20 protein-coding genes and 1 tRNA gene are annotated in these 22,158 nt (G+C 71.6%); 7 read left to right on the top strand and 14 right to left on the bottom strand.

The features are described 5' to 3' along the window. Position 1 precedes the first annotated feature (1 nt). Together rph and rdgB are read left to right on the top strand one after the other, a co-directional pair. The gene (gene rph / locus MUY22_RS03525) at positions 2–778 is read left to right on the top strand and encodes a ribonuclease PH (protein WP_247056988.1); all 777 of its coding nucleotides are present in this window, start codon (positions 2–4) and stop codon (positions 776–778) included. After that, entirely contained in the window at positions 775–1,383 is a 609-nt protein-coding gene (rdgB, locus tag MUY22_RS03520) for an RdgB/HAM1 family non-canonical purine NTP pyrophosphatase (RefSeq protein ID WP_247056985.1), read from the top strand. The genes rph and rdgB overlap by 4 nt, the downstream gene beginning before the upstream one ends. On the opposite strand, the gene MUY22_RS03515 is transcribed toward rdgB, so the two are convergent. Continuing rightward, on the bottom strand, positions 1,380–4,178 hold the full coding sequence (locus MUY22_RS03515) for a transcriptional regulator (protein ID WP_247056983.1): 2,799 nt from the start codon (positions 4,176–4,178) through the stop codon (positions 1,380–1,382). The two genes, rdgB and MUY22_RS03515, sit on opposite strands and share 4 nt — an antisense overlap. Positions 4,179–4,346: 168 nt before the next feature. Between MUY22_RS03515 and MUY22_RS03510 the strand changes: the two genes are divergently transcribed. Further along, the gene (locus MUY22_RS03510) at positions 4,347–4,772 is read left to right on the top strand and encodes a hypothetical protein (RefSeq protein ID WP_247056980.1); all 426 of its coding nucleotides are present in this window, start codon (positions 4,347–4,349) and stop codon (positions 4,770–4,772) included. Positions 4,773–4,791: 19 nt separating this feature from the next. Here MUY22_RS03510 and bcp read toward each other — a convergent pair whose 3' ends face one another. From bcp to MUY22_RS03485, 5 genes are all read right to left on the bottom strand, one after another. Continuing rightward, complete coding sequence (gene bcp, locus MUY22_RS03505; protein ID WP_247056978.1) at positions 4,792–5,265, bottom strand: thioredoxin-dependent thiol peroxidase; 474 nt, start codon at positions 5,263–5,265, stop codon at positions 4,792–4,794. 25 nt (positions 5,266–5,290) lie between these two features. Further along, positions 5,291–5,830: a hypothetical protein gene (locus MUY22_RS03500; RefSeq protein ID WP_247056976.1), complete on the bottom strand. Its 540-nt coding sequence runs from the start codon at positions 5,828–5,830 to the stop codon at positions 5,291–5,293. Positions 5,831–6,021: 191 nt separating this feature from the next. After that, complete coding sequence (locus MUY22_RS03495; RefSeq protein ID WP_247056974.1) at positions 6,022–6,204, bottom strand: hypothetical protein; 183 nt, start codon at positions 6,202–6,204, stop codon at positions 6,022–6,024. A 362-nt stretch (positions 6,205–6,566) separates the two neighbouring features. Continuing rightward, positions 6,567–7,454 carry a hypothetical protein gene (locus MUY22_RS03490; protein ID WP_247056972.1) on the bottom strand — a complete coding sequence of 296 codons (888 nt, stop codon included), beginning with the start codon at positions 7,452–7,454 and terminating at the stop codon, positions 6,567–6,569. A 49-nt stretch (positions 7,455–7,503) separates the two neighbouring features. After that, complete coding sequence (locus MUY22_RS03485; RefSeq protein ID WP_371827650.1) at positions 7,504–8,385, bottom strand: AraC family transcriptional regulator N-terminal domain-containing protein; 882 nt, start codon at positions 8,383–8,385, stop codon at positions 7,504–7,506. Positions 8,386–8,505: 120 nt separating this feature from the next. Between MUY22_RS03485 and MUY22_RS03480 the strand changes: the two genes are divergently transcribed. Beyond that, the gene (locus MUY22_RS03480) at positions 8,506–9,588 is read left to right on the top strand and encodes an aldo/keto reductase (protein WP_247056968.1); all 1,083 of its coding nucleotides are present in this window, start codon (positions 8,506–8,508) and stop codon (positions 9,586–9,588) included. Here the strand turns inward: MUY22_RS03480 and MUY22_RS03475 are convergent. Beyond that, positions 9,582–10,502, bottom strand: a complete 921-nt coding sequence (locus MUY22_RS03475) for a helix-turn-helix domain-containing protein (RefSeq protein ID WP_247056966.1) — start codon at positions 10,500–10,502, stop codon at positions 9,582–9,584. The two genes, MUY22_RS03480 and MUY22_RS03475, sit on opposite strands and share 7 nt — an antisense overlap. Before the next feature lie 70 nt (positions 10,503–10,572). On the opposite strand from MUY22_RS03475, the gene MUY22_RS03470 reads away from it, so the two are divergent. Next, positions 10,573–11,523 carry an NAD(P)H-binding protein gene (locus tag MUY22_RS03470; protein ID WP_247056964.1) on the top strand — a complete coding sequence of 317 codons (951 nt, stop codon included), beginning with the start codon at positions 10,573–10,575 and terminating at the stop codon, positions 11,521–11,523. Positions 11,524–11,751: 228 nt separating this feature from the next. On the opposite strand, the gene MUY22_RS03465 is transcribed toward MUY22_RS03470, so the two are convergent. Continuing rightward, positions 11,752–11,825: transfer RNA gene (locus MUY22_RS03465), tRNA-Leu, on the bottom strand. A gap of 121 nt (positions 11,826–11,946) precedes the next feature. On the opposite strand from MUY22_RS03465, the gene MUY22_RS03460 reads away from it, so the two are divergent. Next, complete coding sequence (locus MUY22_RS03460) at positions 11,947–12,168, top strand: DUF3618 domain-containing protein (RefSeq protein WP_247056962.1); 222 nt, start codon at positions 11,947–11,949, stop codon at positions 12,166–12,168. Between the two features lies 1 nt (position 12,169). On the opposite strand, the gene MUY22_RS03455 is transcribed toward MUY22_RS03460, so the two are convergent. Continuing rightward, positions 12,170–12,619 carry a hypothetical protein gene (locus tag MUY22_RS03455; protein WP_247063617.1) on the bottom strand — a complete coding sequence of 150 codons (450 nt, stop codon included), beginning with the start codon at positions 12,617–12,619 and terminating at the stop codon, positions 12,170–12,172. Positions 12,620–12,836: 217 nt separating this feature from the next. After that, the gene (locus MUY22_RS03450) at positions 12,837–13,394 is read right to left on the bottom strand and encodes a TetR/AcrR family transcriptional regulator (RefSeq protein ID WP_247063615.1); all 558 of its coding nucleotides are present in this window, start codon (positions 13,392–13,394) and stop codon (positions 12,837–12,839) included. A 116-nt stretch (positions 13,395–13,510) separates the two neighbouring features. Here MUY22_RS03450 and MUY22_RS03445 point away from each other — a divergent pair, with 116 nt between their 5' ends. Continuing rightward, positions 13,511–14,968, top strand: a complete 1,458-nt coding sequence (locus tag MUY22_RS03445) for an NAD(P)/FAD-dependent oxidoreductase (RefSeq protein ID WP_247056960.1) — start codon at positions 13,511–13,513, stop codon at positions 14,966–14,968. A 71-nt stretch (positions 14,969–15,039) separates the two neighbouring features. Here the strand turns inward: MUY22_RS03445 and MUY22_RS03440 are convergent, their stop codons facing one another. From MUY22_RS03440 to MUY22_RS03425, 4 genes are all read right to left on the bottom strand, one after another. Further along, complete coding sequence (locus MUY22_RS03440; RefSeq protein WP_247056958.1) at positions 15,040–15,510, bottom strand: helix-turn-helix domain-containing protein; 471 nt, start codon at positions 15,508–15,510, stop codon at positions 15,040–15,042. Positions 15,511–15,712: 202 nt separating this feature from the next. Further along, positions 15,713–17,362 (bottom strand): LCP family protein, encoded by a 1,650-nt coding sequence (locus MUY22_RS03435; protein ID WP_371827577.1) that lies wholly within the window; start codon positions 17,360–17,362, stop codon positions 15,713–15,715. 327 nt (positions 17,363–17,689) lie between these two features. Beyond that, positions 17,690–19,843 (bottom strand): phospholipase, encoded by a 2,154-nt coding sequence (locus MUY22_RS03430; RefSeq protein ID WP_247056956.1) that lies wholly within the window; start codon positions 19,841–19,843, stop codon positions 17,690–17,692. Between the two features lie 581 nt (positions 19,844–20,424). Then, complete coding sequence (locus tag MUY22_RS03425) at positions 20,425–21,825, bottom strand: diguanylate cyclase (protein WP_371827576.1); 1,401 nt, start codon at positions 21,823–21,825, stop codon at positions 20,425–20,427. Positions 21,826–22,158: the final 333 nt, after the last annotated feature.

Here is a 22,158-nt window from a genome sequence, read left to right as displayed (position 1 = left end):
CGTGGCTCGAAAAGATGGCAGGAACGACGACCAGCTCCGCGACATCAAGATCACCCGGGGGTTCCAGCAGTGGCCCGCGGGTTCGGTGTTGATCGAATTCGGCAACACGCGGGTGCTGTGCGCCGCGAGTGTCACCGAAGGGGTGCCGCGCTGGCGGGCCGGTTCCGGCCTCGGGTGGGTGACGGCCGAGTACGCGATGCTGCCGTCCGCGACGAACACGCGCGGCGACCGTGAATCGGTCAAGGGCCGCATCGGCGGGCGCACGCACGAGATCTCGCGGCTGATCGGCCGTTCGCTGCGGGCCTGCATCGACTTGGCCGCGCTGGGCGAGAACACGATCGTCATCGACTGCGACGTCATCCAGGCCGACGGCGGCACCCGCACGGCCGCGGTGACCGGCGGTTACGTGGCCCTCGCGGACGCGATCACCTGGCTGGCCGCGGCGAACCGGCTCAACGACCCGCAGCCGCTGTCGTCCTCGGTGGCCGCGGTGAGCGTCGGCGTCGTCGACGGCCGGGTGCGCCTCGACCTGCCGTACGAAGAGGACTCGCGCGCCGAGGTCGACATGAACGTGGTGGCCACGGACGCGGGCACGCTGGTCGAGGTCCAGGGCACCGGCGAGGGCGCCACCTTCGCGCGGTCCACTTTGGACAAGATGCTGGACCTGGCGCAGGCCGGCTGCGAGGAGCTGACCCGGCTGCAGAACGAGGCGCTGGCGCTGCCGTACCCGGGCGAGCTGCCGGAGCCGCGTCCGGACAAGAAGAAGGGCTCGAAGTGACGAAGCTGCTTCTCGCCACTCGCAACGCGAAGAAGCTCGGCGAGCTTCGCCGGATCCTGCTCGCCGAGGGCATCTCCGGCATCGAGGTCCTCGGCCTCGCGGACGTCGAGCCGTTCCCGGAGGCGCCCGAAACCGCGCCGGACTTCGAGGGCAACGCCGTCGCGAAGGCACGTGACGCCGTGGCGGCGTGCGGTCTGCCCGCGATCGCGGACGACTCGGGCATCGCGGTGGACGCGTTGAACGGCATGCCGGGTGTGCTGTCGGCCCGCTGGTCGGGCGGCCACGGCGACGACGACGCCAACCTGAACCTGGTGCTGGCCCAGCTCGGCGACGTCCCGGACGAGCGCCGCGGCGCGCAGTTCGTCTGCGCGGCGGCGTTGGTCTTGACGTCGGGTGAGGAGACGGTGGTCCGCGGCGAGTGGCGCGGCACCATGGTCCGGGAACGCCGTGGCACCAACGGTTTCGGCTACGACCCGATCTTCCGCCCGGACGGCGGGACCCGGACGTCGGCGGAGATGGAGCCGTCCGAAAAGGACGCCGTCTCCCACCGGGGAAGGGCGCTGCGGGCGTTGCTCCCGGCGCTGCGGGACCTCGCGGAGAGCTAGCCGCCAGTCGCTTGTGGACGGTCGTCGTCGCCCGGCGGGCGGACGGTCTCCAGGTGCCACGCCTCGCGGAAGGCGCTGACGGTGAGCCAGGCGAGCCGGGCGTTCACCGGGAACAGCTGGCGCACCGAGGTGAGGGTGTCGAAGGACGCGTCGCCTTCGGTGCGGCCGAGTTCGAGGGACCGCGGGCTGAAGGCGGGCCCGAAGACCTCCAGGATCGTGCCCAGGTAGTAGAGGTACCCCAGGGTTTCGAGCTGCAGCCGGTGCAGCTCGGCCGATTCCGGTGTCCGCCCGCCCGCGACCGGCGGGTGCGCGGCCGCGTGCAGCAGTTTCGCCGGCTCGGCGACGGCGTGCGCGTCGATGTGGCGGACCAGGTCGCTGACGAGGACCTCGTCGTACGCGCCGCGGGTCACGACCGTGCGCAGGGCGCCTCGTTTCTCCAGGAGGTCCTGCTCGACGAGCCGGCGCGTGACGCGGTCGAGGGAACCGCTGTCGCCGACCACCTGCCGCGCGACGCGGATGAGCTCCCGCGGCAGCCCGCCGGCCAGGCAGTGGCACAGGCAGATGAACGGCTCGGGCAGGCCGAGGACGCGGCCGGTCAGCACCTGCCGCGCGTCGCGCAGCTTGAGGTACTCCACGCGGAAGATGACGTCGAAGGCGCTGTCGAACGCGTCCCGCACCGGCAGGCCCCGCCGTTCGAACGAGGCCAGGGCGTCCTCCGACACGGAGACGAGGAGCAGGAAGCCCGGGACGTCGAGGGTCAGCAGCGCCTTCACCTCGTTGACGAAGTCCTGGGCCGCGTCGGGGGCGACGATCTTGTCCAGCTCGTCGAGGATGATGACCACCGCCGGCCGCGAGACCTCCGGCTCCCGGGCGAGGCACGTGATCGTCAGGTCGAGGAAGTCGCGGAACCCGCGGATGATCTCCGGGTAGGTGCGCGGCTGCCGGGTCGTCTCCCGTGACCTGGTGGTGGTCGCTTCGACGCCGATCGGCAGGCCGGCCTTGCCCGACCAGCCCGCGGTGTGCTTCTGCTGGAACTCGATTTCGGCGAGCCGGTGGGTGGCGATCGTCCGCAGCTCGGCCAGGCTGCCGGGCCGCGTCCCGGCGGGCTCGGCCGGCGGCGTGGTGGCGGCCGGGCCGGGACGACGGCGGGCGGCCATCGCGGCCAGCCCGGCCACCGCGACCACGGACACCACCGGCCACCACATCGAGGTGAGCCACACCCGGAAGTCGAACTTCGGGTCGCGCAGGGCGAACGTGCCGGCGAGGCCCAGTCCGAGCCACGCCACCACCACCGCGGCGAACGGCCACAGCCGGCGAAGCCGGGCCCGGCGGGCCGGCCAGGCGCTGGGCGGCTTCGGGCTCGTGGTGGCCCGGCCGGCGCAGAAGTCGATCACCGCCGCGCACATCCGAGCGTAGAGGTACAGCGTGAACTCGCGGACGTCGTAGCGCACCGGGACGCTTTCGAGGAGCGCGACGTGCACACCGCCGGTCTTCAGCAGCTGCCCGGCCTGGTAGGCCTCCAGCAGGGTGGACTTCCCGACGCCGCGCGGCCCGGCCATGCCGACCGCGCCGCCGCTGATCCCCGCCAGGAGCGACTTCAACCGGACACCGGCCGCTGTGTCCGTGACCACCCGGTCACCGGCCCGCATCTGACCGAGCGAGCCGCGCTCGAGCTCCGGCAGCACCGTGCTGAACGGCGGCTCCAGCACGGCGTTGAGGTGGTGCCGCACGCTGCGCTCGACAGGTGCGGCGGCCGCGGCCGACCACGCCTGGTCGGCGGCCTCCCGCAGGTCCCGCAGCTCGTCGCGGCGTCGTTCCCACGCCCGGCTGCCGTACCGCGCGACGTCGTCCGAGAAGGCGAGCGGGGCCAGGAGCGACAGCGGTCCGCCGAGCGCCGTCCCCGCGAGCAGGAGCGCGTCCAGCGCAAGCCAGACGACCCACGCGGGCCACGGCACCGGGACGACGCCGGTCAGCACCGGAGCCAGGAGCACGGCCACGACGACCGTGACGAGCAGCTCCCGGCGGACGAGGGCCACCGCCAGGCAGTTCGCCTGCGGCTTCGCCTTGGTGGGCAGGTTGACGATGCTGTACAGGATGAAGGTCACGAACCAGACCAGCAGGGCCGCGACGACCCAGACCACGACCGCCAGGACCGGGCCCATGCCCTCGGCCGAGGACGGCCAAAGCCGCCAGAGGGACAGCGCGTACGTCGTGGGGACGCCGACTACGAGCAGCCAGCCGCCGCCGTCGCTGAACTTCGTGCCGGCGAGCCGTTGCCCGGCCCGCACCACGACCCGGCCGGCGGGCCACATCAGGACGAGGCCGGCCACCACGACCGCCACCGAGGTCCAGACCTGCCCGGACGTGCTCATCGGCACCTGGAGGAGCTGCCAGAAGACGAGGGGGACCAGCACACCGGTGCCGAAGACCAGGCCCAGGCCGGCGTGGGCGCGTTTGTCCCGGGCGTCCGGCAGCCGCGGGGCCGAGGGAGCCGGACGCCGTTCGTGCGCGGCCAGGTCCCGGCGGGCCTGGCGCAACCGGGAGATCTGCTCGTTGGTTTCGCTGAGGAAGGTCGCCGCGTCCTCGGTCACGCGGTCCTTGATCTTCGTGCGCGCCGTTTCGCGATCGGCGGCGTGGCCGATGCCTCTGTCCAGCCGATCCTCGAACCTGACCAGCACCTGCTCGGCCAGGCCCGGGATCCGGGCGTACAGCTCTTCGACCAGCTCGTCGGGGCCCTGGTCCGCCGGAACGGTGAGCTCGGCGACGTCGGCGGGGATCTGGCTCGGCACGGACACGGGACGAAAGCTTATCGGGATGTCACACGGCCGAATGGGCGAACTCTGCTTGTCACTCGGGCCGAGGATCGAGACTTCGCAGTCGTGTTCGATCTTGTCCGCGTTCGGCGGTTGGGTGTCGCTTCCGTAGGTCCACGGGGACTCGTCGTTGTCCGGGGTCTCCACCACGTGCATGCCCTTGTCGTTCATGCACGTGCGCCACGGCTCGATCAGCCGCTGGGACTCCTCCGCCGTCTCGTCGAGGCGGTGGCGGGGGCGGCCGGCATCGGCGCGAGCACACCCGCGTACCCCAGCGTCACCTCGGGCAGGTTCCTGCCGGGCCGCGAAAACGCCGATCTCGTCGCTCGGGTGCTCGACACCGACGAGCGGGTCCGGGAGCTGTGCCTCGCGTCCGAGGTGTCGCGGCTCGTGCAGTGGGACTGGGCGATGTCGAAGGCCGTCGCGGCCGATCCGGTCACCGCGCTGGATCCGCGGAAGCTGGCCGCGAAGCTCGCCGAGGAAGCCGTTCCGAGGACTCCGAGGCGCGCTGGTGTGAAGGTTGGCTGCTCGCGCCGGCGTTGGCCGGCTGACGGCGTGAGCTGCCCGGCCCCGTGACCGGGCAGCTCCGCGGTGATCAGGCGGCCAGGCCGAGATCCCGGATCAGCTTCGCGACGTGACCGGTCGCGCGGACGTTGTAGAAGGCCTGCGCGATCTTGCCTTCCGGGTCGACGACGAACGTCGAGCGGATGACGCCCAGGTACGTCTTTCCGTAGTTCTTCTTCTCGCCGTACGCGCCCCACGCCTCGATCACGGTCTTGTCCGGGTCGCCCAGCAGCGGGAACGTCAGCTCTTCGTTCGCGACGAACTTCGCGAGCTTCGCCTGCGTGTCCGGTGAGATGCCGATGACCTGGTAGCCGGCGTCGTTCAGCTCGGCGAGGTTGTCGCGGAAGTCGCAGGCCTGCTTGGTGCAGCCCGGCGTGCTCGCGGCCGGGTAGAAGTACACGACGACGGACTTGCCGCGGAACTCGCGCAGCGACACTTCCTTGCCCTCGCTGTCGGGCAGTGCGAAGTCCGGGGCGTCGTCACCGGGGGAAAGGCGCTCGGTCATGCCGCCGAGCGTAACGGGCGCCTGCTCAGGCGGGTCCGCAGTAGGTGACCACGGCTTCTTCGGTCGTGCTGGGCCTGACCCGCAGCCGGAGCTGCGTCGGGTCCTGCGGCACCGCGAAGGCCAGGGTGACGTGCACCGAGCGGCCCGGCAGCACGTCCTTGCCCGCGTCGGCGATGCCGGTGAAGCCCTGCGTCGTGTCGACGACCTGCTTGACCGCCGCGCCGGACGCGGTGGCCGTGACCGCGAGGCCCGAAAGCTTGTACGTCGTGGTGCCGTTGTTGGTCAGCAGGACGTCGAAGGCTGCGCCGCGCGGGCTCTGCGGGTACGCCGACGGGCTGGGCTGGAACGACTGGGGCGAGCCGACCGAGATGGTGACGCCGCTGGCGAACCGGTGGTCGGCGCCGAACTTCAGGTCGTTGCCCGCCTGGGCCGCCGCGGCACCCGCGGGTGCGGGGGAGCCGGCGCCGAGCGCGGCGGTGCCTTCCTGCGCCGGGACCCCGCACGCCACCGCCAGGCACAACAGCCCTGAGGTGAAAATGATCTTGCACGTGCGCGCGGGCGCCATCGCGGGTACTCCAGTCGGCGGGTCGGGGGTGCCGTCGGCATCGGGGTGTGCCGGGCGAACCCGCTCCACTCTGGTCGTGATCGCGCGGGGTTACGAGGCGCCACGGGGGGTTGTCGCGCACCTGGTGCCGCCCCGTGGCCAATCCGTGACCGGAACGGCACGGGTGGTGACAATCACCATCCACATGCCACTTAAACCGCGAGGGCGAACAACAGGATGAAGATCGCCACTCCGGCGACCCAGGCGGCCATCAGCCAGCCGAAATCGCGGACCGGGTCGACCGCGCGGCTCTCCTCGCCGGGCACGTAGACGCCGCGTCCTTCGAACCAGTCCGCCCAGCGGGCGAACCAGCCAAGGGGGTTGCGCGACGCCATGGCTCACCTCCGGGTACCGGCTTCCCCGTCACCCTACGGGTTCGGCGCCGGACACCGGAAGCCGCGTGATGATCAGGAGTTTCGTCCCGAACCAGACAACGGCCGCGCGCTCGTTCGAGCGGGTTCGACGGCTTCGACCGGCCGTCGCGACGGCGGCGGGCGGAGGCCGTGCCACCCCAGGTGGTCCGGTCGCCCGCCGGTCGCCCGCCGGCCGCCCGCCGGCCGCCCGCCGGCCGCCGTCCGGCCGGCTCCGTTCGGTGACGTCGGCACGTCGCCGTCCGTGGTCGTCTCACGGGCTGCGATGTGATACGCCACGGCCGAGTGAACGTCGGCGTCACCCGTGTAGAGCTTTCCGCGATAGGTCAGAGGACGCCGTTGCGCTGCAGGATCGACACGGCACGCACGGTGGCGTAGCCGCGCCATTCGAGGGCCGCGGCGGGCGAGAAGCTCGCGAAGTCGACGCGCCAGCCGCCGTCGTCCTGCTGCTCCCCGGCGAGCCGCCGCAGCTCGGCGTCGATCACGTCCTGCTTGAACAACGCGCGCGCCGGGCGGTCCGGCAGCGGCGCGAAGTCCAGGGCGCGCAGGGTTTCGCCCTCGGAACCGCCGGCCACCGCGGCCAGGCCGTCGGCCGGGACGAACGCGCCTAGGTGGTCCAGCAGCTCGCTCGCCCCGGGGTGAATGTCGTGGGCCGCGTCGGCGAACTGCACCGCGAAGGACAGCACGATCGCGTGCGGCGCTTCGGAGAGTTCTTCGATGGCGCGGAAGCAGTACTGCGTCGCACCGGCCAGCCACGGGTGGTCGCGCACGGTGCGGTCGTGCCGCGCGACGCGCAGCGCGACGGCGGCCGCGAACGCCGTGCTCTGCAAGGTGGCTTCGTCGGGATCGGCCTGGACCCAGAACGGCGCGCAGCCCGCCGGGTCGGCCACCGGCAGCGCGAAGGGCAGGCCACCGTCGGGGCGGGACGCGCCGGCCAGCCAGTCGCAGAGCTTCGCCGCGTGCGGCGCGGTGTCCGGGGCGATGTCTTCGAACACCTCGAACGCGTGCAGGGCGCCGCCGGGCTGGCTTTCCGGGGCGCGCAGGTCCGGTTCGAGGCCCCAGCCGTAGCCGCCGTCGGGATTGCGATAGCCGTCGACGGCGGCGAGCACGGCGGCGGCGTCGGTCTCACCGAGAAGCAGTTCGAAGCGGCGGCGGTCGAGGAGACGGGCGTGCGTGGCCAGGAAGGACGCCGCCGCGGAGAGGTTCGCAGTCACCGGTTCAGGGTCGCACCGGCGCGGCCGGCGGTCTTGAACGGATCGGCGGTCAGGGCAGTTGCGCCGCCGGCGCCGCGGCCTCGCGCAGGCGCGCCGCGTCCTGACCGGGCGGCGCCCCGAACAACCGCCGGTACTCGCGGTTGAACTGCGACGGGCTGTCGTACCCCACGAGGTGCCCCACCCCGGCGATGTCGCCCGCGCCGGCGACCAGCAGGGACCGCGCTTCCTGCAAGCGGATGCGCTTCTGGAACTGCAGCGGGCTCATCGCCGTCACCGCGCGGAAGTGGCGGTGGAACGCCGACGGGCTCATGCCGGTCAGCCGCGCCAGCTCGTCGACGCGCATCGGCTCGGCGTAGTTGCCGCGGATCCAGCGGATCGCCCGGCTGACGTGCGACAGGCTGCTGTCGGCCAGGCCGATCTGGCGCAGCAGGCCGCCGTGCGGGCCGGTGAGCAGCCGCCACAGGATCTCGCGCTCGATCAGCGGCGCGAGCACCGGCGCGTCCGCCGGGTGGTCGAGCAGGCGCAGCAGCCGCGCGGTGGCGTCCAGCAGGTCGACGCCGGCGTCGCCGATCGCGATCGGCGACGTGTCGCGCGAGCGCGTCGGCGGTGTCTCCAGCAGCAGCGGCGCGATGGCCGCGGGCCGCAGGGTCAAGCCCATGCCCAACGCCGGCGTCCGCGGCGACGCGCCCACGAAGTGGCCGGTCACCGGCAGGTCCGTGGTGACCAGGAGGTACTGCCCGGCCGTGTACTCGTGCACCTGCTCGCCCAGGAGCAACCGCTTGCCGCCCTGCGCCATGACGACCAGCAGCGGCTCCGTCAGCGAATGGTGCGGCTCCGCGGAGTCCACTTCGGACAGCAGCAGGCCCGGCACGCGGGTGCGCAGGTCCGCGTGGGCGTGCGCCGCGATGAGGTCGCGGATCTCGGCGAGCAGCATGTCTCAAGGGAACCAAGGTCGGCAGGATCGTGCAAGAGGTCGCGTGGATCGATCTACCGCTGAGCTGGTGATTCGCGTTTCCTGGTGGCAGGCAATCCGACACGCAAGGAGCGTTTCATGTCACTCGACCACTACGTCACCCTCGGCCGGTCCGGTCTGCGCGTCAGCCCGTTCGCGCTCGGTGCGATGACCTTCGGCGAGGACCCGGGCGGCGCCGGCTGCAGCGTCGAGGAGTCCGAGAAGATCCTCGCGTCGTACCTGGACCTGGGCGGGAACTTCGTCGACACGGCCAACTTCTACACCAACGGCCACTCGGAGAAGATCCTCGGCGACTTCTTCGCCGCGCGGCCCGGGCGCCGCCAGCACGTCGTGCTGGCGTCCAAGTTCTTCGGCAACATGTTCCCCGGCGACCCGAACGGCGGCGGCGCGGGCCGCGCGTCGATCATCGCCCAGCTCGACCAGACCTTGCGCCGCCTGCGGACCGACTACCTCGACCTGTACTGGCTGCACAACTGGGACCGCAACACCCCGATCGAGGAGACCCTGCGGACCCTCGACGACCTGGTCCGCGCGGGCAAGATCCGCTACGTCGGCTTCTCCAACACCCCGGCGTGGGTCACCGCGCAGGCCCAGACGACCGCGCAGCTGCGGGGCTGGACGCCGCTGATCGCGCTGCAGGTCGAGTACTCGCTGCTGGCCCGCACCGTCGAGGGCGAGCTCGCCCCGTTCGCGCTCGACCAGGGGATCGCGCTGACGCCGTGGAGCCCGCTGAAGAACGGCTTCCTGTCCGGCAAGTACCGCCGCGGCGCCGGCACCCCCGAGTCGGCCCGCACGGCGTACGTCGGCGGCCCGAGCGAAGCGGAGTTCGACGTCGTCGAGGCCGTCGCGGCGATCGCCGGCGAGCTGGGCACGACGTCCGCCGCGGTGGCCCTGGCCTGGCTGCGCGCCCGCCCGGGCACGGTCGTCCCGATCGTCGGCGCCCGCCGCCTGGAGCACCTGAGCGGCAACCTCGCGGCGCTGGAGATCGCGCTTTCGGCGGACCAGCTCGCCCGGCTGGACGACGTCTCGGCGCCGACGCTCGACTACCCGGCCCCGATGCGCGGCGCCCAGCGCGCGATGCTGCAGTTCGCGGGCACGACGGTCGACGGCGAGCCGTCGGCGGTCTACCCGCCCCTGCTGCAGAGCGACGTCCGCTACTGACCGCGGAACGTCCGGCGGTAGGCGTCCGGGGCCACGCCGACCGTGCGGTGGAAGTGCCGGCGCAACGTCGTGGCCGTGCCCATGCCGACCGCCTCCGCGATGGCGTCGACGCTGCTCTTCGACGTCTCCAGCAGCTCCTGCGCGCGGCGGATGCGCTGGGTCAGCAGCCACTGCAACGGGGTCGTGCCGGTGACCGTCCGGAAGTGGCGGGTCAGCGTGCGGGTGCTCATGGTGGCCCGCCGCGCCAGGTCGTCCACCGACAGCGGCCGGTCCAGGCGCTCGGCCGCCCAGGGGAGCAGCTCGGTGAGCGGGTGGTCGTCCCGGGCGGGCACCGGGGCCGGGACGAACTGGGCCTGGCCGCCGTCGCGGTGCGGCGGCACGACCAGGCGGCGGGCGATCGTGTTGGCGACGGCCGAGCCGTGGTCGGTGCGGACCAGGTGCAGGCACAGGTCCATCGCCGCGGCCTTGCCCGCCGACGTCAGGACGCTGCCGTTGTCGACGTAGAGCACGTCCGGGTCGACGGTCACCGCCGGGTAGCGCTCGGCCAGCACGCCGGTGTGGGCCCAGTGGGTCGTCGCGCGCAGGCCGTCGAGCAGGCCGGCGGCGGCCAGCACGAACGCGCCGGTGCAGAGGGACGCCACCCGCGCGCCCCGCGCGTGGGCCTCGCGCACGGCGTCGAGCAGGTCGGCAGGCGGGTCGACGTCGACGTCCGCCCAGCCCGGCACGAGGACCGTGTCGGCGCGCGCCAGCCGGTCGAACCCGTGCTCCGGCTCCAGCCGGAACCGGCCGACCAGCACGGGCGCCGAGCCGCAGACGGCGAAGTCGTACCGCGGGTTCTCGCCGAAGACCTCCGACGCGATGGCCAGCTCGAAGGACAGCATCCCGTCGGTCGCGGCCAGCGCCACAGTCTTCATGTCCGGAATTGTACGCAGGATGGCGTTCCGGACACTGTCAGCGCGGCGCGGCGCTCGTCAGGATGGCTGCATGACATCGGTACTGGTTTACGGCGCCTACGGGCACACCGGCCGTTTCGTGGTGGCCGAGCTGCGCGAACGCGGCTTCGAGCCGATCCTCTCCGGCCGCGACGCGGCGCGCCTGCCCGGCGGCCGGCCGGCGTCGGTCGACGACCCGGCGTCGCTCGACCGCGCGCTGGCGGGCGTGGCCGCGGTGATCAACACCGCAGGACCCTTCGCCGAGACGGCCGCCCCGGTGATCGAGGCGGCGCAGCGGGCGGGCGTGCCGTACGTGGACGTCGCGGCCGAGCTGGAGGCCAACCTCGACACCTTCGCGCGCTTCGCGGACGCGGACACCGTGGTCGTCCCGGCGATGGCCTTCTACGGCGGTCTCGGCGACCTGCTGGCCACGGCGGCGATGGGCGACTGGACGGGCGCGGACGAGATCCACGTCGCGTACGGCCTGAGCGGCTGGCACCCGACGGCGGGAACGCTCGCCGCAGGCCGCGTCTCCCACACGCGACGGGGCGGCAAGCGCATCCGGTTCGCGGACGGTCGCCTGGAGCACCACGACGACGCGCTGCCGAAGCTGTCGTGGCCGTTCCCCGAGCCGCTGGGCGCACAGCCGGTGCTCGGCGAGTTCACGATGGCCGACGTCGTGACGATCCCCAGCCACCTGAAGGTCCCGTCGGTGACGACGTACATGACGTCGGTGGCGGCCGAGGGCCTGTCGGCGGCGCAGGAGCGGTCGGGGGCCCCGGAGACGTTCGTGGTCGATGTCGTGGTGCGGTCTGGTGGCGAGGAGCGCCGGATGGTGGCGCGGGGCCGGGACATCTACGCGGTCACGGCGCCGCTCGCGGTGGAGGCGGTGGAGCGGATCCTGACGGGCCGCACCAAGGCGAAGGGCGTCGCCTCGGCGGGCGAGCTGTTCGACGCCCCGGACTTCCTGCGGGCGCTGGCACCGCACGTCACGCTCGGCTGAGCTTCAGGGGAGCAGGGCGAAGATCGCCGGATCGGGGATGCCTTCGGCGATGTTCGCCGGATACGCCTCGTGGTCCTCGTCGAATGATGGGCGAGTGTGCCGCGAAGTCCTCGGTCGGCGGAAGCGAACCGAGGTGGGCCCGGAGGGACCGGAAGCCGTACTTCTGCTGTACGCGGCGTTCCAGGTGCTCGGCGCCGCAGGGTGTCGTTGCTGCTCAGGGGATTCGAGTGGGCCCGGAGAGACTCGAACTCTCACTGGCACGGACCTAAACCGTGTGCCTCTGCCAATTGGGCTACGGGCCCTGCGCATCCGGAAGCGTAGCGTGCTGCGGCCTTCGCCACGCCGGGCCGTGGCCGGTGCGGGGTTCCGGGGGCGGGCCAGCTAACGTTGGCCACCAGCAGTCCCTTGCGGCGAGGAGGACCCGTGGCCCGCGATCCCGAGACGATCGAGCGTGAGATCGAGCAGGCTCGAACCGCCCTGGCGGCGACGCTCGACCAGCTGACCGTCAAGGCCGACCCGAAGAAGCTCGCGGACGCGGCCAAGAACGGCGTGCGCGCCAAGCTGGACAACCCCAAGGTCAAGTACCCGCTGATCGGTGCGGGTGTCCTGGTGCTCGCCCTGCTGGTGCGCAAGCTCCTCAAGTAGCTCAGGCGCGGGCCGGCTTGGCCGGGGTCTTCGTTTCGACCTCGGGGGCCGGCTCGGCCACCGGCTTGGGCTCCTCGACTTCCTTGGGGAGCTGCTTGCCCGTCGGCAGCACCGGCTTCTTCTCGGCCGGCTTCTCGACCTTCTCGACAACCTTCTCGGCGGTCTGCTGCTTCGGCACGCTGCCGGGCGGCGGGACCTCGAGCGGCGGGAGCTTCGGGAGCGTCAGCCGGGCGGTCATGTAGGCGCTGGTGAAGTCCAGCGCACTGCCGTTGATCAGGTGCACCACCGTGGTCCGGCCGCCGACGGCCAGCTGTTCGACCAGCTGGTCCGCGCGGTCCCGAGCGGCGATGATGCCCGGTGCCCGGGCGGTCAGCTCCTTGCCCTGGCCGCTGACCGTGATCGCCCAGTCCGCGTCCTGTTGGACGTACGTCGCCGTGATCGCTTCCACCATCTGCCTCACGCCCCTCTCCCTCTCCAGCATGCCCTCACGCGTACGTGACCCGGTCGCCACGCCCTTATGACGTGGTTCCCGCCACCCTGTTCACGACCGCGCGAAGCCCAGCACACTTTTGTACCGTGTCATCGATACCGTAGAGCAACTCTGTGTCACAAGACACGGAGCGCAAAGTGCGCTGAGTAACGACCGAATGGCCTAATGCACGAGCAGATTACCGTGCACGACCCCGAAGTCCAGCCCAAAGGACGTCCATCGCGTACCCGGTGGCCATTTCGGGGGTCACTTCTTCGTGGCGCTCGCACCAGATAGCGAGCCGCTCGCAGGCTCCGACGACGAATTCCGCGGCCGCTTCGGCTTGCAGGTCGTCGTCTCCGGTGAAATAACCGCTCATCAGTGCGGCGATGAGGTCGGTCTGCTGCCGGCGGGTCTCCTCGACCTCGTCGGCGGCCGGCGTGCCGATCAGCGCCATCTCGTGCCGCAGCAGTGACCAAGCCTGCCGCCGCTCCCGGATGAACACGAAGAACGCCAGCAGGCCGCGCCGCAGGGCGTCTTCGGCGCTGGTCGCGCCCACCATCGCCTGCTCGGTGACCTCCCGCAGGACCGCGCGCGACTCCTGGATGCAGGCCAGGAGCAGGCCTTCCTTCGAGTTGAAGTACTCGTAGAGCATCGGCTTCGAGACGCCCACCAGCTCGGCGATCTCGTCCATGGACGCCGCCGCGTAGCCGCGCGCCGAAAAGACCTGCTCGGCGACGTCGATCATCTGCCGCATCCGCTCGGCCCGGGGCATGCGCTTGCGCTTGGCGGTGGTCACGGGCAACACTCTACCGGTAGTAACCTACTCTGAGTAAGCTGGACGACGGGTAACAGGAAACCGGGAGGCAGGTCATGGGCAACCGCACGGAGACCGGGGTCGTCATCGTCGGGACCGGGTTCTCCGGTCTCGGCATGGCGATCCAGCTGCGCAAGGAGGGGCGCGACGACTTCGTCATCCTCGAGAAGGCGCACGACGTCGGTGGCACGTGGCGCGACAACAGCTACCCGGGGTGCGCCTGCGACATCCCGTCGCACATGTACTCGTTCTCCTTCGAGCAGAACCCCGGCTGGTCGCGGGCGTATTCGCCGCAGCCGGAGATCTGGCGCTACATGCGCGAGGTGGCCGACAAGCACGACCTGCGCCGGTTCATCCGCTTCGGCCAGGAGATGACCGGGGCCCGCTGGGACGGCGAGGAGAACCGCTGGCACGTCGCCACGAGGGGCGGCGACGAGTTCGCGGGTCAGGCACTGGTCGCCGGCGTCGGGGCGCTGCACCTGCCGCAGATCCCGGAGCTGCCGGGCATCGAGAACTTCGCGGGCCCGGCGTTCCACTCCGCGCGGTGGCGCCACGACGTCGACCTCGCGGGCAAGCGGGTCGCGGTGATCGGCACCGGCGCCAGCGCCGTCCAGTTCGTGCCGCGGATCGCGCCGGAGGCCGGGCAGCTGACGCTGTTCCAGCGCACGCCGCCGTGGATCATGCCGAAGGCCGACCACGAGATGTCCGGCCGCGCGCGGACGCTGTTCAAGGCGTTCCCGCTCGCCCAGCGCGCCTACCGCAACTTCCTCTACTGGACGCTCGAGGCGCGCGCCATCGGCTTCAACGGCCAGACGTGGATGATGAAGATCGGCCAGCGCCTGGCCAAGCGCAACATCGACCAGGCCATCCAGGACCCGGTGCTGCGCCGCAAGGTCACGCCGGACTACACCATGGGCTGCAAGCGCGTGCTCATCTCGAACGACTACTACCCGGCGCTCGCGCGGGACAACGTCGACGTCGTGACCGACGGCGTCCGGGAGGTCCGCGAGCACAGCGTCGTCGACGCGGCCGGGGTCGAGCACGAGGTCGACGCGATCGTCTACGGCACCGGTTTCCACGTCTCCGACGCCTTCGACGACCTGGAGATCGTCGGCCGCGACGGGCGCAACCTCGGCAAGGAGTGGGCGACCGAGGGGATGCGGACGCACCTCGGGATCACCGTCGCCGGCTTCCCGAACCTGTTCTTCCTGCTCGGCCCGAACACCGGTCTCGGCCACAACTCGGTGGTGTTCATGATCGAGGCGCAGATCTCCTACGTCGCCGAGGCGCTGCGGCTCGCGGGCGGCCGGGCGATCGAGCCGAAGGCCGAGGTGCAGGAGCGGTTCAACACGCGGATCCAGCGCAAGCTCGCGAAGGGCATCTGGACCCGCGGCGGCTGCAAGAGCTGGTACCTGGACGCGAAAGGCGTCAACCGGACGATCTGGCCCGGGTTCACCTGGCGCTACTGGCTCGACACGCGAAAGGTGCGGCGCGAGGACTACCTCGTCGGCTGAACCCGATCTGTCGTGAAGGGCACCCTCAGGGCTGTTGAGTCCCTGGGGGTGCCCTTCACGGCTTTCGGGGATCAGCGGGAGACGTAGCGGCGGAGGCTGGCGATCAGGTCCACAGTGGGCAGTTCGCAGAGCTCCGCCATCCGCTCCAGGGCGGGCAGGTCGAGGGCGACCTCGCCGGGGCCGTGCTCACCGGCCGTGCGGAGGCGGTCTTCGGCCCAGCGGCGCAGGGGAAGCAGTTCGGGCGGCGCGTCGGCGACGACCTTGCGCAGGTCGACGCGGACCCGGCCGGGCTCGTCGACGAACACCCGCCGGTGCACCTTGGCCAGCAGGTCCTGGGGCAGCTCGTCCATCGCGACGCACAGCTCGACCAGCCGCACCACGGAACACTGTCTGGTGCCCAGTTCGTAGGTGGCCAGCGTCTGCAGCGAGATCTCGCTCTGCAGGTGCTGGTTCAGCTCCTTGCGCGTCCAGCCTCGGCTGCGCCTGAGCTTGCGGAGCTCGTCTCCGAGTATCCGCTGGTAGTCCTCGGCGTCGATCAGCACATCAATGTCCCCTGCCGTGTTCCTCCCGCGGCACCTTCACGGAGGTGGCAGTTTCCGTGCAGGTGCACCCTCACGTGTATGTAAGTGCGCAGGTGCCCGCGCATTACGCGGATTCCGGCATGTCTTTGATACCGATTGCGAGAGTTAGGCCTAACGGGTTAACGGCAGATGACCACGACGTGCAATTTGCAGGTGCCGTGACTCAGTTGACGCAGGGAACGCCCTCGGCGGTGATGGGCTTCTCCTCGTCGGCCGGCGGCGGCGCGGGTGCCTGGGACGTCGCGCCCCCCGCGCTGGAACCGGCGTTCGAGTCGGTGCTCGGGGCCTTGTAGTCGGAGCCGAGGAACACCGTCACGTGCCCGGCCTGGACGCTCTTGTCCTCCTGGACCGTCGGCGAGCCGCCGAGGGTGTCCGCGACGGCCTGGCCGGTGTCCTTGCCGCCCTTCGGCACCCAGATCACCGTGGTCTTGCGCGCGGCCGAGTTCGCCGTGTCGCCCGCGGTGAAGCCCTTGGCCTCCAGGGCCTTGGCGACGGTCGCGGCCAGGCCGGTCTTGCCGGAGGCGTTGCGGACGTCGACCTTGGTCGCCTTGTTCGCGCTGTCGACCTGCGGCGCGGGCGTCGTCGCGCCCGGCTGCGGCCCGGCGAGGCCCTGGACGAAGTTCTTCACCTCGGCCGGGTCGACCTGGATGGCCGAGCCGTCTTCGGGGGTCTTGTAGTCGATGTTCTTCACCGGGATGGTGCGGAACTCGAGCTGGCCGCCGGTCAGGCCCTTCATCTGCTGGGCGAACCCGAAGATGTCCCAGTTCTGGTTGAGCACGACCGACTTCTTGATCGCGTCGATCAGGTCGCTGAGCTTGCCCGGGTTCGTCAGCGTGCCGGCCGAGAGCACCTTGCGGGCCATGCCGGCCATGAACACCTGCTGCCGGACGACCCGGTCGAGGTCGCCGTTGGGCAGGCCGTGGCGCTGGCGGACGAACTCGAGCGCCTCGACACCGGAGATCGTGTGCTGGCCCTTGGTGAAGTTCGCGCCGGAGTACTCGTCCTTGACGGTGTTGTTCAGGCAGACGTCGACGCCGCCGATGGCCGTGGTGATCTCGCTGAAGCCGAGCAGGTTGACCGCGGCGTAGTTGTCGATGGTCGACCCGGTGAGCTTCTCGACGGTCTGGATCAGCTCCTTCGCCCCGGCCTGGTTGGCCTGGACGTCGAGCTGCTTGGGGTCGGTCACGCCCTGCTTCTGCAGGTCCTTGCGGGCCGACAGCATCGCGCGGGCGTACGCAGAGTTGATCTTGTGCTTGCCGTAGCCGCCGGGGATGTCGACGTAGGTGTCGCGCGGCAGCGAGATCGCCACGGCCTTGCTGCCGTCGTTCGGGATGTGCACGAAGATCAGCGAGTCGGTGTTCAGCTCGCCGTCGGAGTCGCCGGCCCGCAGCTGGTCGAGCACCTCGCGCGAGAGCGGGTTGCCCTGGGCGTCGGTGCGGCTGTCCAGGCCGACGAGCAGGATGTCGCGGGCGCCGTCGGCGGGCTTGTCGCCACCGGCGTCGTCGCTGATCACGTTCGCGTAGTTGAGGCCGTTGACCAGGCCCTGCATGGCGGCCCACGCGTACCCGGTCAGGCCCATCACCAGCAGCGAGACGACGGTCAGCGCGATCTTCGCGCCCCGGAAGGAGTTGCGGCGGGCCCGCGGCGCCGGCCGCTTCGGCGGCGGCGGGCGGCGGGCGTCGACCGGTTCACGGCGAGGTGCCGGACGGCGAGGAGGCGGCGTGCCACGGCGAGCGTCGGCTCGTCCTGGCTCGTCCTGCCAGGGCCGGGCGGGGCGGCGGTCGCCTTGCCCGTTCCGAGGCGGGTGATCCACGCGGGCGCCTCCTCACTGCTCAGATCTGTAGGGCTACAGGATGGGACGCATGGTGCCTTCCCCTGGTTGCCGTAGCGTTACACATCCCCCTGTGGATGTGGCGTGCACCACCCATTTTCCCGCAGGCCTGCCGGTTTCGCCTGGTCAGGACACTGCCTTCGCCGGACGCCGGAGCGGCCGCCGCGAAGAGCAGGGCGAACCGGTCAGCCTGAAGCGTTCCGGCGTCCCACGGACGAGTGAACGCGAGACCGAGCTTTCCCCAGGAAAGATGCGTCGCGGGGGCCCTCGGACGCATCTTTCCTGGAGAAAGCTCGGCCTTCGGACGGGTCAGGGGGCCGCGTTGGCGGCTCGGCGCGCCGGGAGCAGCGTTCCCGCCGCGGCCAGCAGGGCGAACACCGCCGTGGCCGCGTGGAGCGTCACGCCCAGCAGGCCCGGGGTGCCGCCGTCGGCCGCGAAGAGCAGCGAGGGCGCGCAGGCCAGCGCCGTGGCCAGCCAGGTGCCCGTCGCGGCGCTCGCGCCGATCCGGATCGTGTGCAGCAGGAACACCCCGAGCAGCAGGTGCACCAGGCTCTGGATCGGGTCGAGCCGCAGGCCGAGGATGTCCGCGTCCGCCGCGACGCCGCCGAAGCGCGTCAGGGCGAAGCCGAACACCCCGAGCGTCGCGTAGCCGATGCCCAGCGCCGCCGCGGCCCTGGTCAGCACGGCCGTCCGGCGGCCGGGGAGCTCCGCCGCGCGCGGGTGGCCGGCGCCGTGCGTGTGCCGCTCGAACCACCAGAACACCAGCGCGCCCGGCACCGCGAGCAACCCGACCGCGACCAGGGTGCGCGGCCGGACCAGCCACGTCAGCCCGTCGGCGATCCGGCCCGGCAGGTAGACGAGCGCCACCAGCAGCAGCATCCCGGCGAGGAACGCCAGGTACAGGCTCATCGGCGCGCGCACGACGAGCCGGCACACCGCGGTGACGCGGGGCCGGGAACCGAGCCGCGACAGCGGGCCGGCCAGCAGCCCGAGCAGGCTCAGCTGGGTCGCCCCGAGCAGCAGCACGCCCCACGGCGGCGCCGAGAACGCGGCCGGCGCGCCCGGGCTGCCGAGCAGCAGCGGCGGCCCGCCCCGGACGACGCTCACCACGGCGAGCGCCGCGACACCGGCGAAGGCCGTGAAGCCGAGAAGACGTCGTGACGGCCGTACGCCGTCGGCGTGTGCGAAGGCGAGTTGCTGGGCGAGGAGCGCGAGAGCGAAGGTCGCCGCGTAGCGGGGCTGCGGCGAGCCGGTCCAGTTCGCGGCCAGCTCGCCCCCGACGACCAGCGCGAGCAGGCCGGCGGCCGCCGCCACCGGGGCGCGGCGGTGCAGCGCCAGCAGCGGCGGCGCGCAGACGATCGTCAGCAGGTAGACGCCGAGCAGCCAGAGCGGGTGCAGCGCGATCCGCATCACCGTCGCCGTGGTGCCCGCCGGGATGCCGAGCAGTTCCAGCGCGAGCGGCGTCAGCAACGCGACGACGGCGAAGATCAGCGCCGGGCGCAGCAGCGGGCTGGCGCGTTCGGCCAGGTAGTGGCGGTAGCCGCCGCCCGTCTCCTGCTCGGCGCGCCAGCCGGCCGCGTTGGCGTGGCCGCCGGCGAAGAAGATCAACGGCGCGAGCTGGGCGAGCCAGGTCAGCGGCCACAACGCCGGTTCGGGCGCTCCGGCCCAGTCGGCGAGCGCCGTCACGGACTCGCCGAGCAGCAGCAGGACGACCCCGCCGGCGCCGAGCAGCGCCCAGCGGCTCACCGACGCGGGTGCGGGAGCGGGGCGCGGCGTGGGCGTGACGCGGCGGGCGTAGTGCCAGCCGCGCAGCCGGAACACCAGCAGGCAGGCGATCACGAGCACGCCGGCGACCATCGGGCCGATCGGGTCGCCGACCGGCGGGCCCCAGCGCTGGTGCCACGAGTTGACGACCAGCCCGGCCGAGTAGAACGACGCGACGACCCGGCAGGTGCCCGCCGAGTCCATCGGGTTGAGGTCGCAGGCGTGGTGCATGTCGTAGGACAGCCGGCTGTCGAGCGCTTCGCGGACCTCCGGGCCGAGCGGGTGGCCCTTGCGGTCGGCGTAGCGCAGCAGGTCGTACCCGAGGTCGTGCGCCTTGCACGGCACCGCGTAGTCCCACTTGGTGTTGTCGTCGCCCCACGGCGTCGAGCAGCCGCCGTCGACGTGCACCGCGCGGACGGTGCCGTCGCGGGCCGGCATCGAACCCGGCGTGACGCCGCTGAGCGCGGTGAAGTCCTTGGGCAGCAACGCCAGCGCGTCCGGGTGCGGGCCGGGGTGGACCAGGGCCTCGATCGCGTTCTGCGCGGCGAGGACGTCGCCGGCAGGCGGCCCCTGGTCGGGCGGCGACGGCGGGCGCGAGGCGATCAGCCCGAACGCGAACACCACCAGCAGCACCAGCAGCAGCCAGCCCGACGTCGACCAGGGTCGGCGGACACGCGGCGGCTCGGTCGGGGCTGGCATGGGACAAGGGTGCCAGCCCCGCCGCCGGGCCGACACGGGGCTAACCCCCGGGTGCGCGGTGGGGGTTGCCCGATCGGCTGCCCGTTCCCGCCTTCCGCGGCCGGGCGGCGGTGCGCAGACTCGGGCGGGGGCGCGGTGACCCGGAGGACGTCCGGTGTGCTCGACCGATCGGCGGGTGCCGGTGGAGAACACCGTGCGCGCGCTGCGCCGCCTCGCCCCCGGCGCGACCCTGCGGGAACCGCGGGATCCCGAAGTCCGGGTGCTCGCCCGGGCGCTGCGGAGCGTGGAGCCTGCGTCGCTGGCCCGCGACTGTCCCGGGGAGGTCGCGCGCGTGGTGCCGGCCGACCAGGTGCGCGGGCTGGGACAGTCGCCCTGCGGGTCGCGGCCGCGTGGGTTGTTCCGGTGGTCGGCTGAGGAGGTGGACCTCCGCGCGGCGCCTCTCTCCCGGAATCCGGTGAACGCGCCCGGGTGCTGCGCCTGGAGTCCGCGGCGAGCGGCTGCGGCTCACCCCGGCGGCGCTGGGGACGACGGCGGAGGTGCTGGTGAAGGCCCGGCTCACGCTCCGGCTGGGCGCCCGGCCGTCAGGACGCGGGTAGCTCGTCCGGGGTGTCCGGGGCAAAGCTCACCTGGTCGCGGCCGTTTTCCTTGGCCCGGTAGACCGCCGCGTCGGCCGCCTGCAGGAGACGGTCGAGCGTGTCGCCGTGCCTCGGGTACCGGGCCACGCCGATCGACGTCGTGCGGTCGGCGATCGTGGCCGGGTCGCCGCGCTTGTCCGTGGTGACGATGTGCAGCTTGGCGATCGCGATGCGGATGCGCTCGGCGGCGTCGTGCGTGGCCTCTTCGTCGATGTCCGGTAGCAGAATGAGGAATTCCTCGCCGCCGAAACGGCCTACCGAGTCACTCGGTCTGGTCACCTCGTCGAGGGTTTGCGCAACAGTGCGCAGCACGTCGTCACCCGCCGGGTGTCCATAGGTGTCGTTAATCCACTTGAAGTGGTCGAGATCGACCATCAGGAGCGCCAGCTGATCACTCGAACGCGCGGTCCGTTCCAGTGCGCGCTCCGCCGTCTCCGACCAGCCGCGCATGTTGAGAATGCCGGTTTTCGGATCCGTCCGGACGTCGTTCTGCAGCTGGTCCAGTTCGGCCAGGCGATTGAACACGACCGTCACCACGGCCATCACCGCGACCATCGGCGGCACCACCGCCAGCAGGATCGCGGTCACCGCGCCGAGGCCGATGGTGATCGCTTCGAGCATGTTGTCGGCCGGGCTGCCGAGGACGTTGCGAACCGTGGGCTCCGACGACATGCCGAGCGCGAGCGCCCCGCCGACGTAGACGATCTGGATCGCCTCGTAGATCGCGCCGGTGATGACGATCGTGGCGAACTCGTACAGGAAGTCGCCCCAGCCGAGGCCCAGCAGGTGCGGCCCGAGCGCGACGTAGGTGAGGTGCGCGAGCACGCCCGCGAGGCCGTGCGTGAGCGACGAGAAAATGAAGTTGTGCGCCGGCCGCCGGGCGATGAACCAGTGCTGGAGCCGGATGACGAAGATGACGAGCAGAATCAACAGCGGGGGAAGGATCATCGCCGCCGAAAAGGTCCACACCGCGGTGAGGTCGATGAGGACCGTCTTTTTGCGGTTCCGGCGTCTTTCTTCCTGTCGCTGGGTCAGCTGGATGTGAATGGTGGCGCCGGCGGCGAGAATCGCGAAATTGATCCAGTCGCGCGGCACCAATGCCGGGGAACGGGTGAGCGAAAAAGCGAGGACGGCGACGGCGATCGCCTCGCTGGCGAGGATGAAGGCGACCACTCGCGGACGGCGGCGCCAGAGCGCCCAGTTGCGCGGCGAGTACGGGTGGTCGCGCCGGAGTGTCCCGGATGGACCACTGGTAGTGGTCGCCACCTGGTCCGGTTCCGCGCGCGACGACGCGGGCCGCGGTGCGCGGCGGCCCGCGGTCGGGGCGTCGTCTGGTCCGGGATGCAATTGGTCACCTCCTTTCCAGCCTACTTGGGGTCTTGAGTAATCTCATCGGTACCTGCCAGAGTGGTTCACGCATTCCGCCGCCGGGTATCATCCGACAGCAACGGAACTGCCGGGTCCCCGTCGTATCCGCCGGGAACGCGGCCCGAAAGCATCTTCAGGCTCCCCACACGGAGGTGGCACCGTTGAGCAACCGCGATCTCTGATCCGTCGGCTAATTGTCGTCCCTTGATTACTCCGAGAGGTGGCTCCCGTGCGCAACCGCGACCTGTGACGAGTGCGAATCCCATTCACGATCTTGACTTCACGGAGAGGTGGCTTCCGATGGCGAACCGT

It is taken from the genome of Amycolatopsis sp. WQ 127309 (assembly GCF_023023025.1).
GTDB lineage: Bacteria > Actinomycetota > Actinomycetes > Mycobacteriales > Pseudonocardiaceae > Amycolatopsis.
The sequence above is the reverse complement of the archived record's forward strand: the minus strand, read 5'-3'. Positions and strand labels throughout refer to the sequence as shown.

What these genes read in the sequence shown, in the direction of transcription:
- MUY22_RS03455 (WP_247063617.1), bottom strand. Translation starts at nt 12,619, where the DNA reads ATGGTGGAAGCGATCACGGCGACGTACGTCCAACAGGACGCGGACTGG.
- MUY22_RS03475 (WP_247056966.1), bottom strand. Translation starts at nt 10,502, where the DNA reads ATGAAGACTGTGGCGCTGGCCGCGACCGACGGGATGCTGTCCTTCGAG.
- MUY22_RS03470 (WP_247056964.1), top strand. Translation starts at nt 10,573, where the DNA reads ATGACATCGGTACTGGTTTACGGCGCCTACGGGCACACCGGCCGTTTC.
- bcp (WP_247056978.1), bottom strand. Translation starts at nt 5,265, where the DNA reads ATGACCGAGCGCCTTTCCCCCGGTGACGACGCCCCGGACTTCGCACTG.
- MUY22_RS03480 (WP_247056968.1), top strand. Translation starts at nt 8,506, where the DNA reads ATGTCACTCGACCACTACGTCACCCTCGGCCGGTCCGGTCTGCGCGTC.
- MUY22_RS03500 (WP_247056976.1), bottom strand. Translation starts at nt 5,830, where the DNA reads ATGGCGCCCGCGCGCACGTGCAAGATCATTTTCACCTCAGGGCTGTTG.
- MUY22_RS03450 (WP_247063615.1), bottom strand. Translation starts at nt 13,394, where the DNA reads ATGCGGCAGATGATCGACGTCGCCGAGCAGGTCTTTTCGGCGCGCGGC.
- MUY22_RS03430 (WP_247056956.1), bottom strand. Translation starts at nt 19,843, where the DNA reads ATGCCAGCCCCGACCGAGCCGCCGCGTGTCCGCCGACCCTGGTCGACG.
- MUY22_RS03445 (WP_247056960.1), top strand. Translation starts at nt 13,511, where the DNA reads ATGGGCAACCGCACGGAGACCGGGGTCGTCATCGTCGGGACCGGGTTC.
- MUY22_RS03495 (WP_247056974.1), bottom strand. Translation starts at nt 6,204, where the DNA reads ATGGCGTCGCGCAACCCCCTTGGCTGGTTCGCCCGCTGGGCGGACTGG.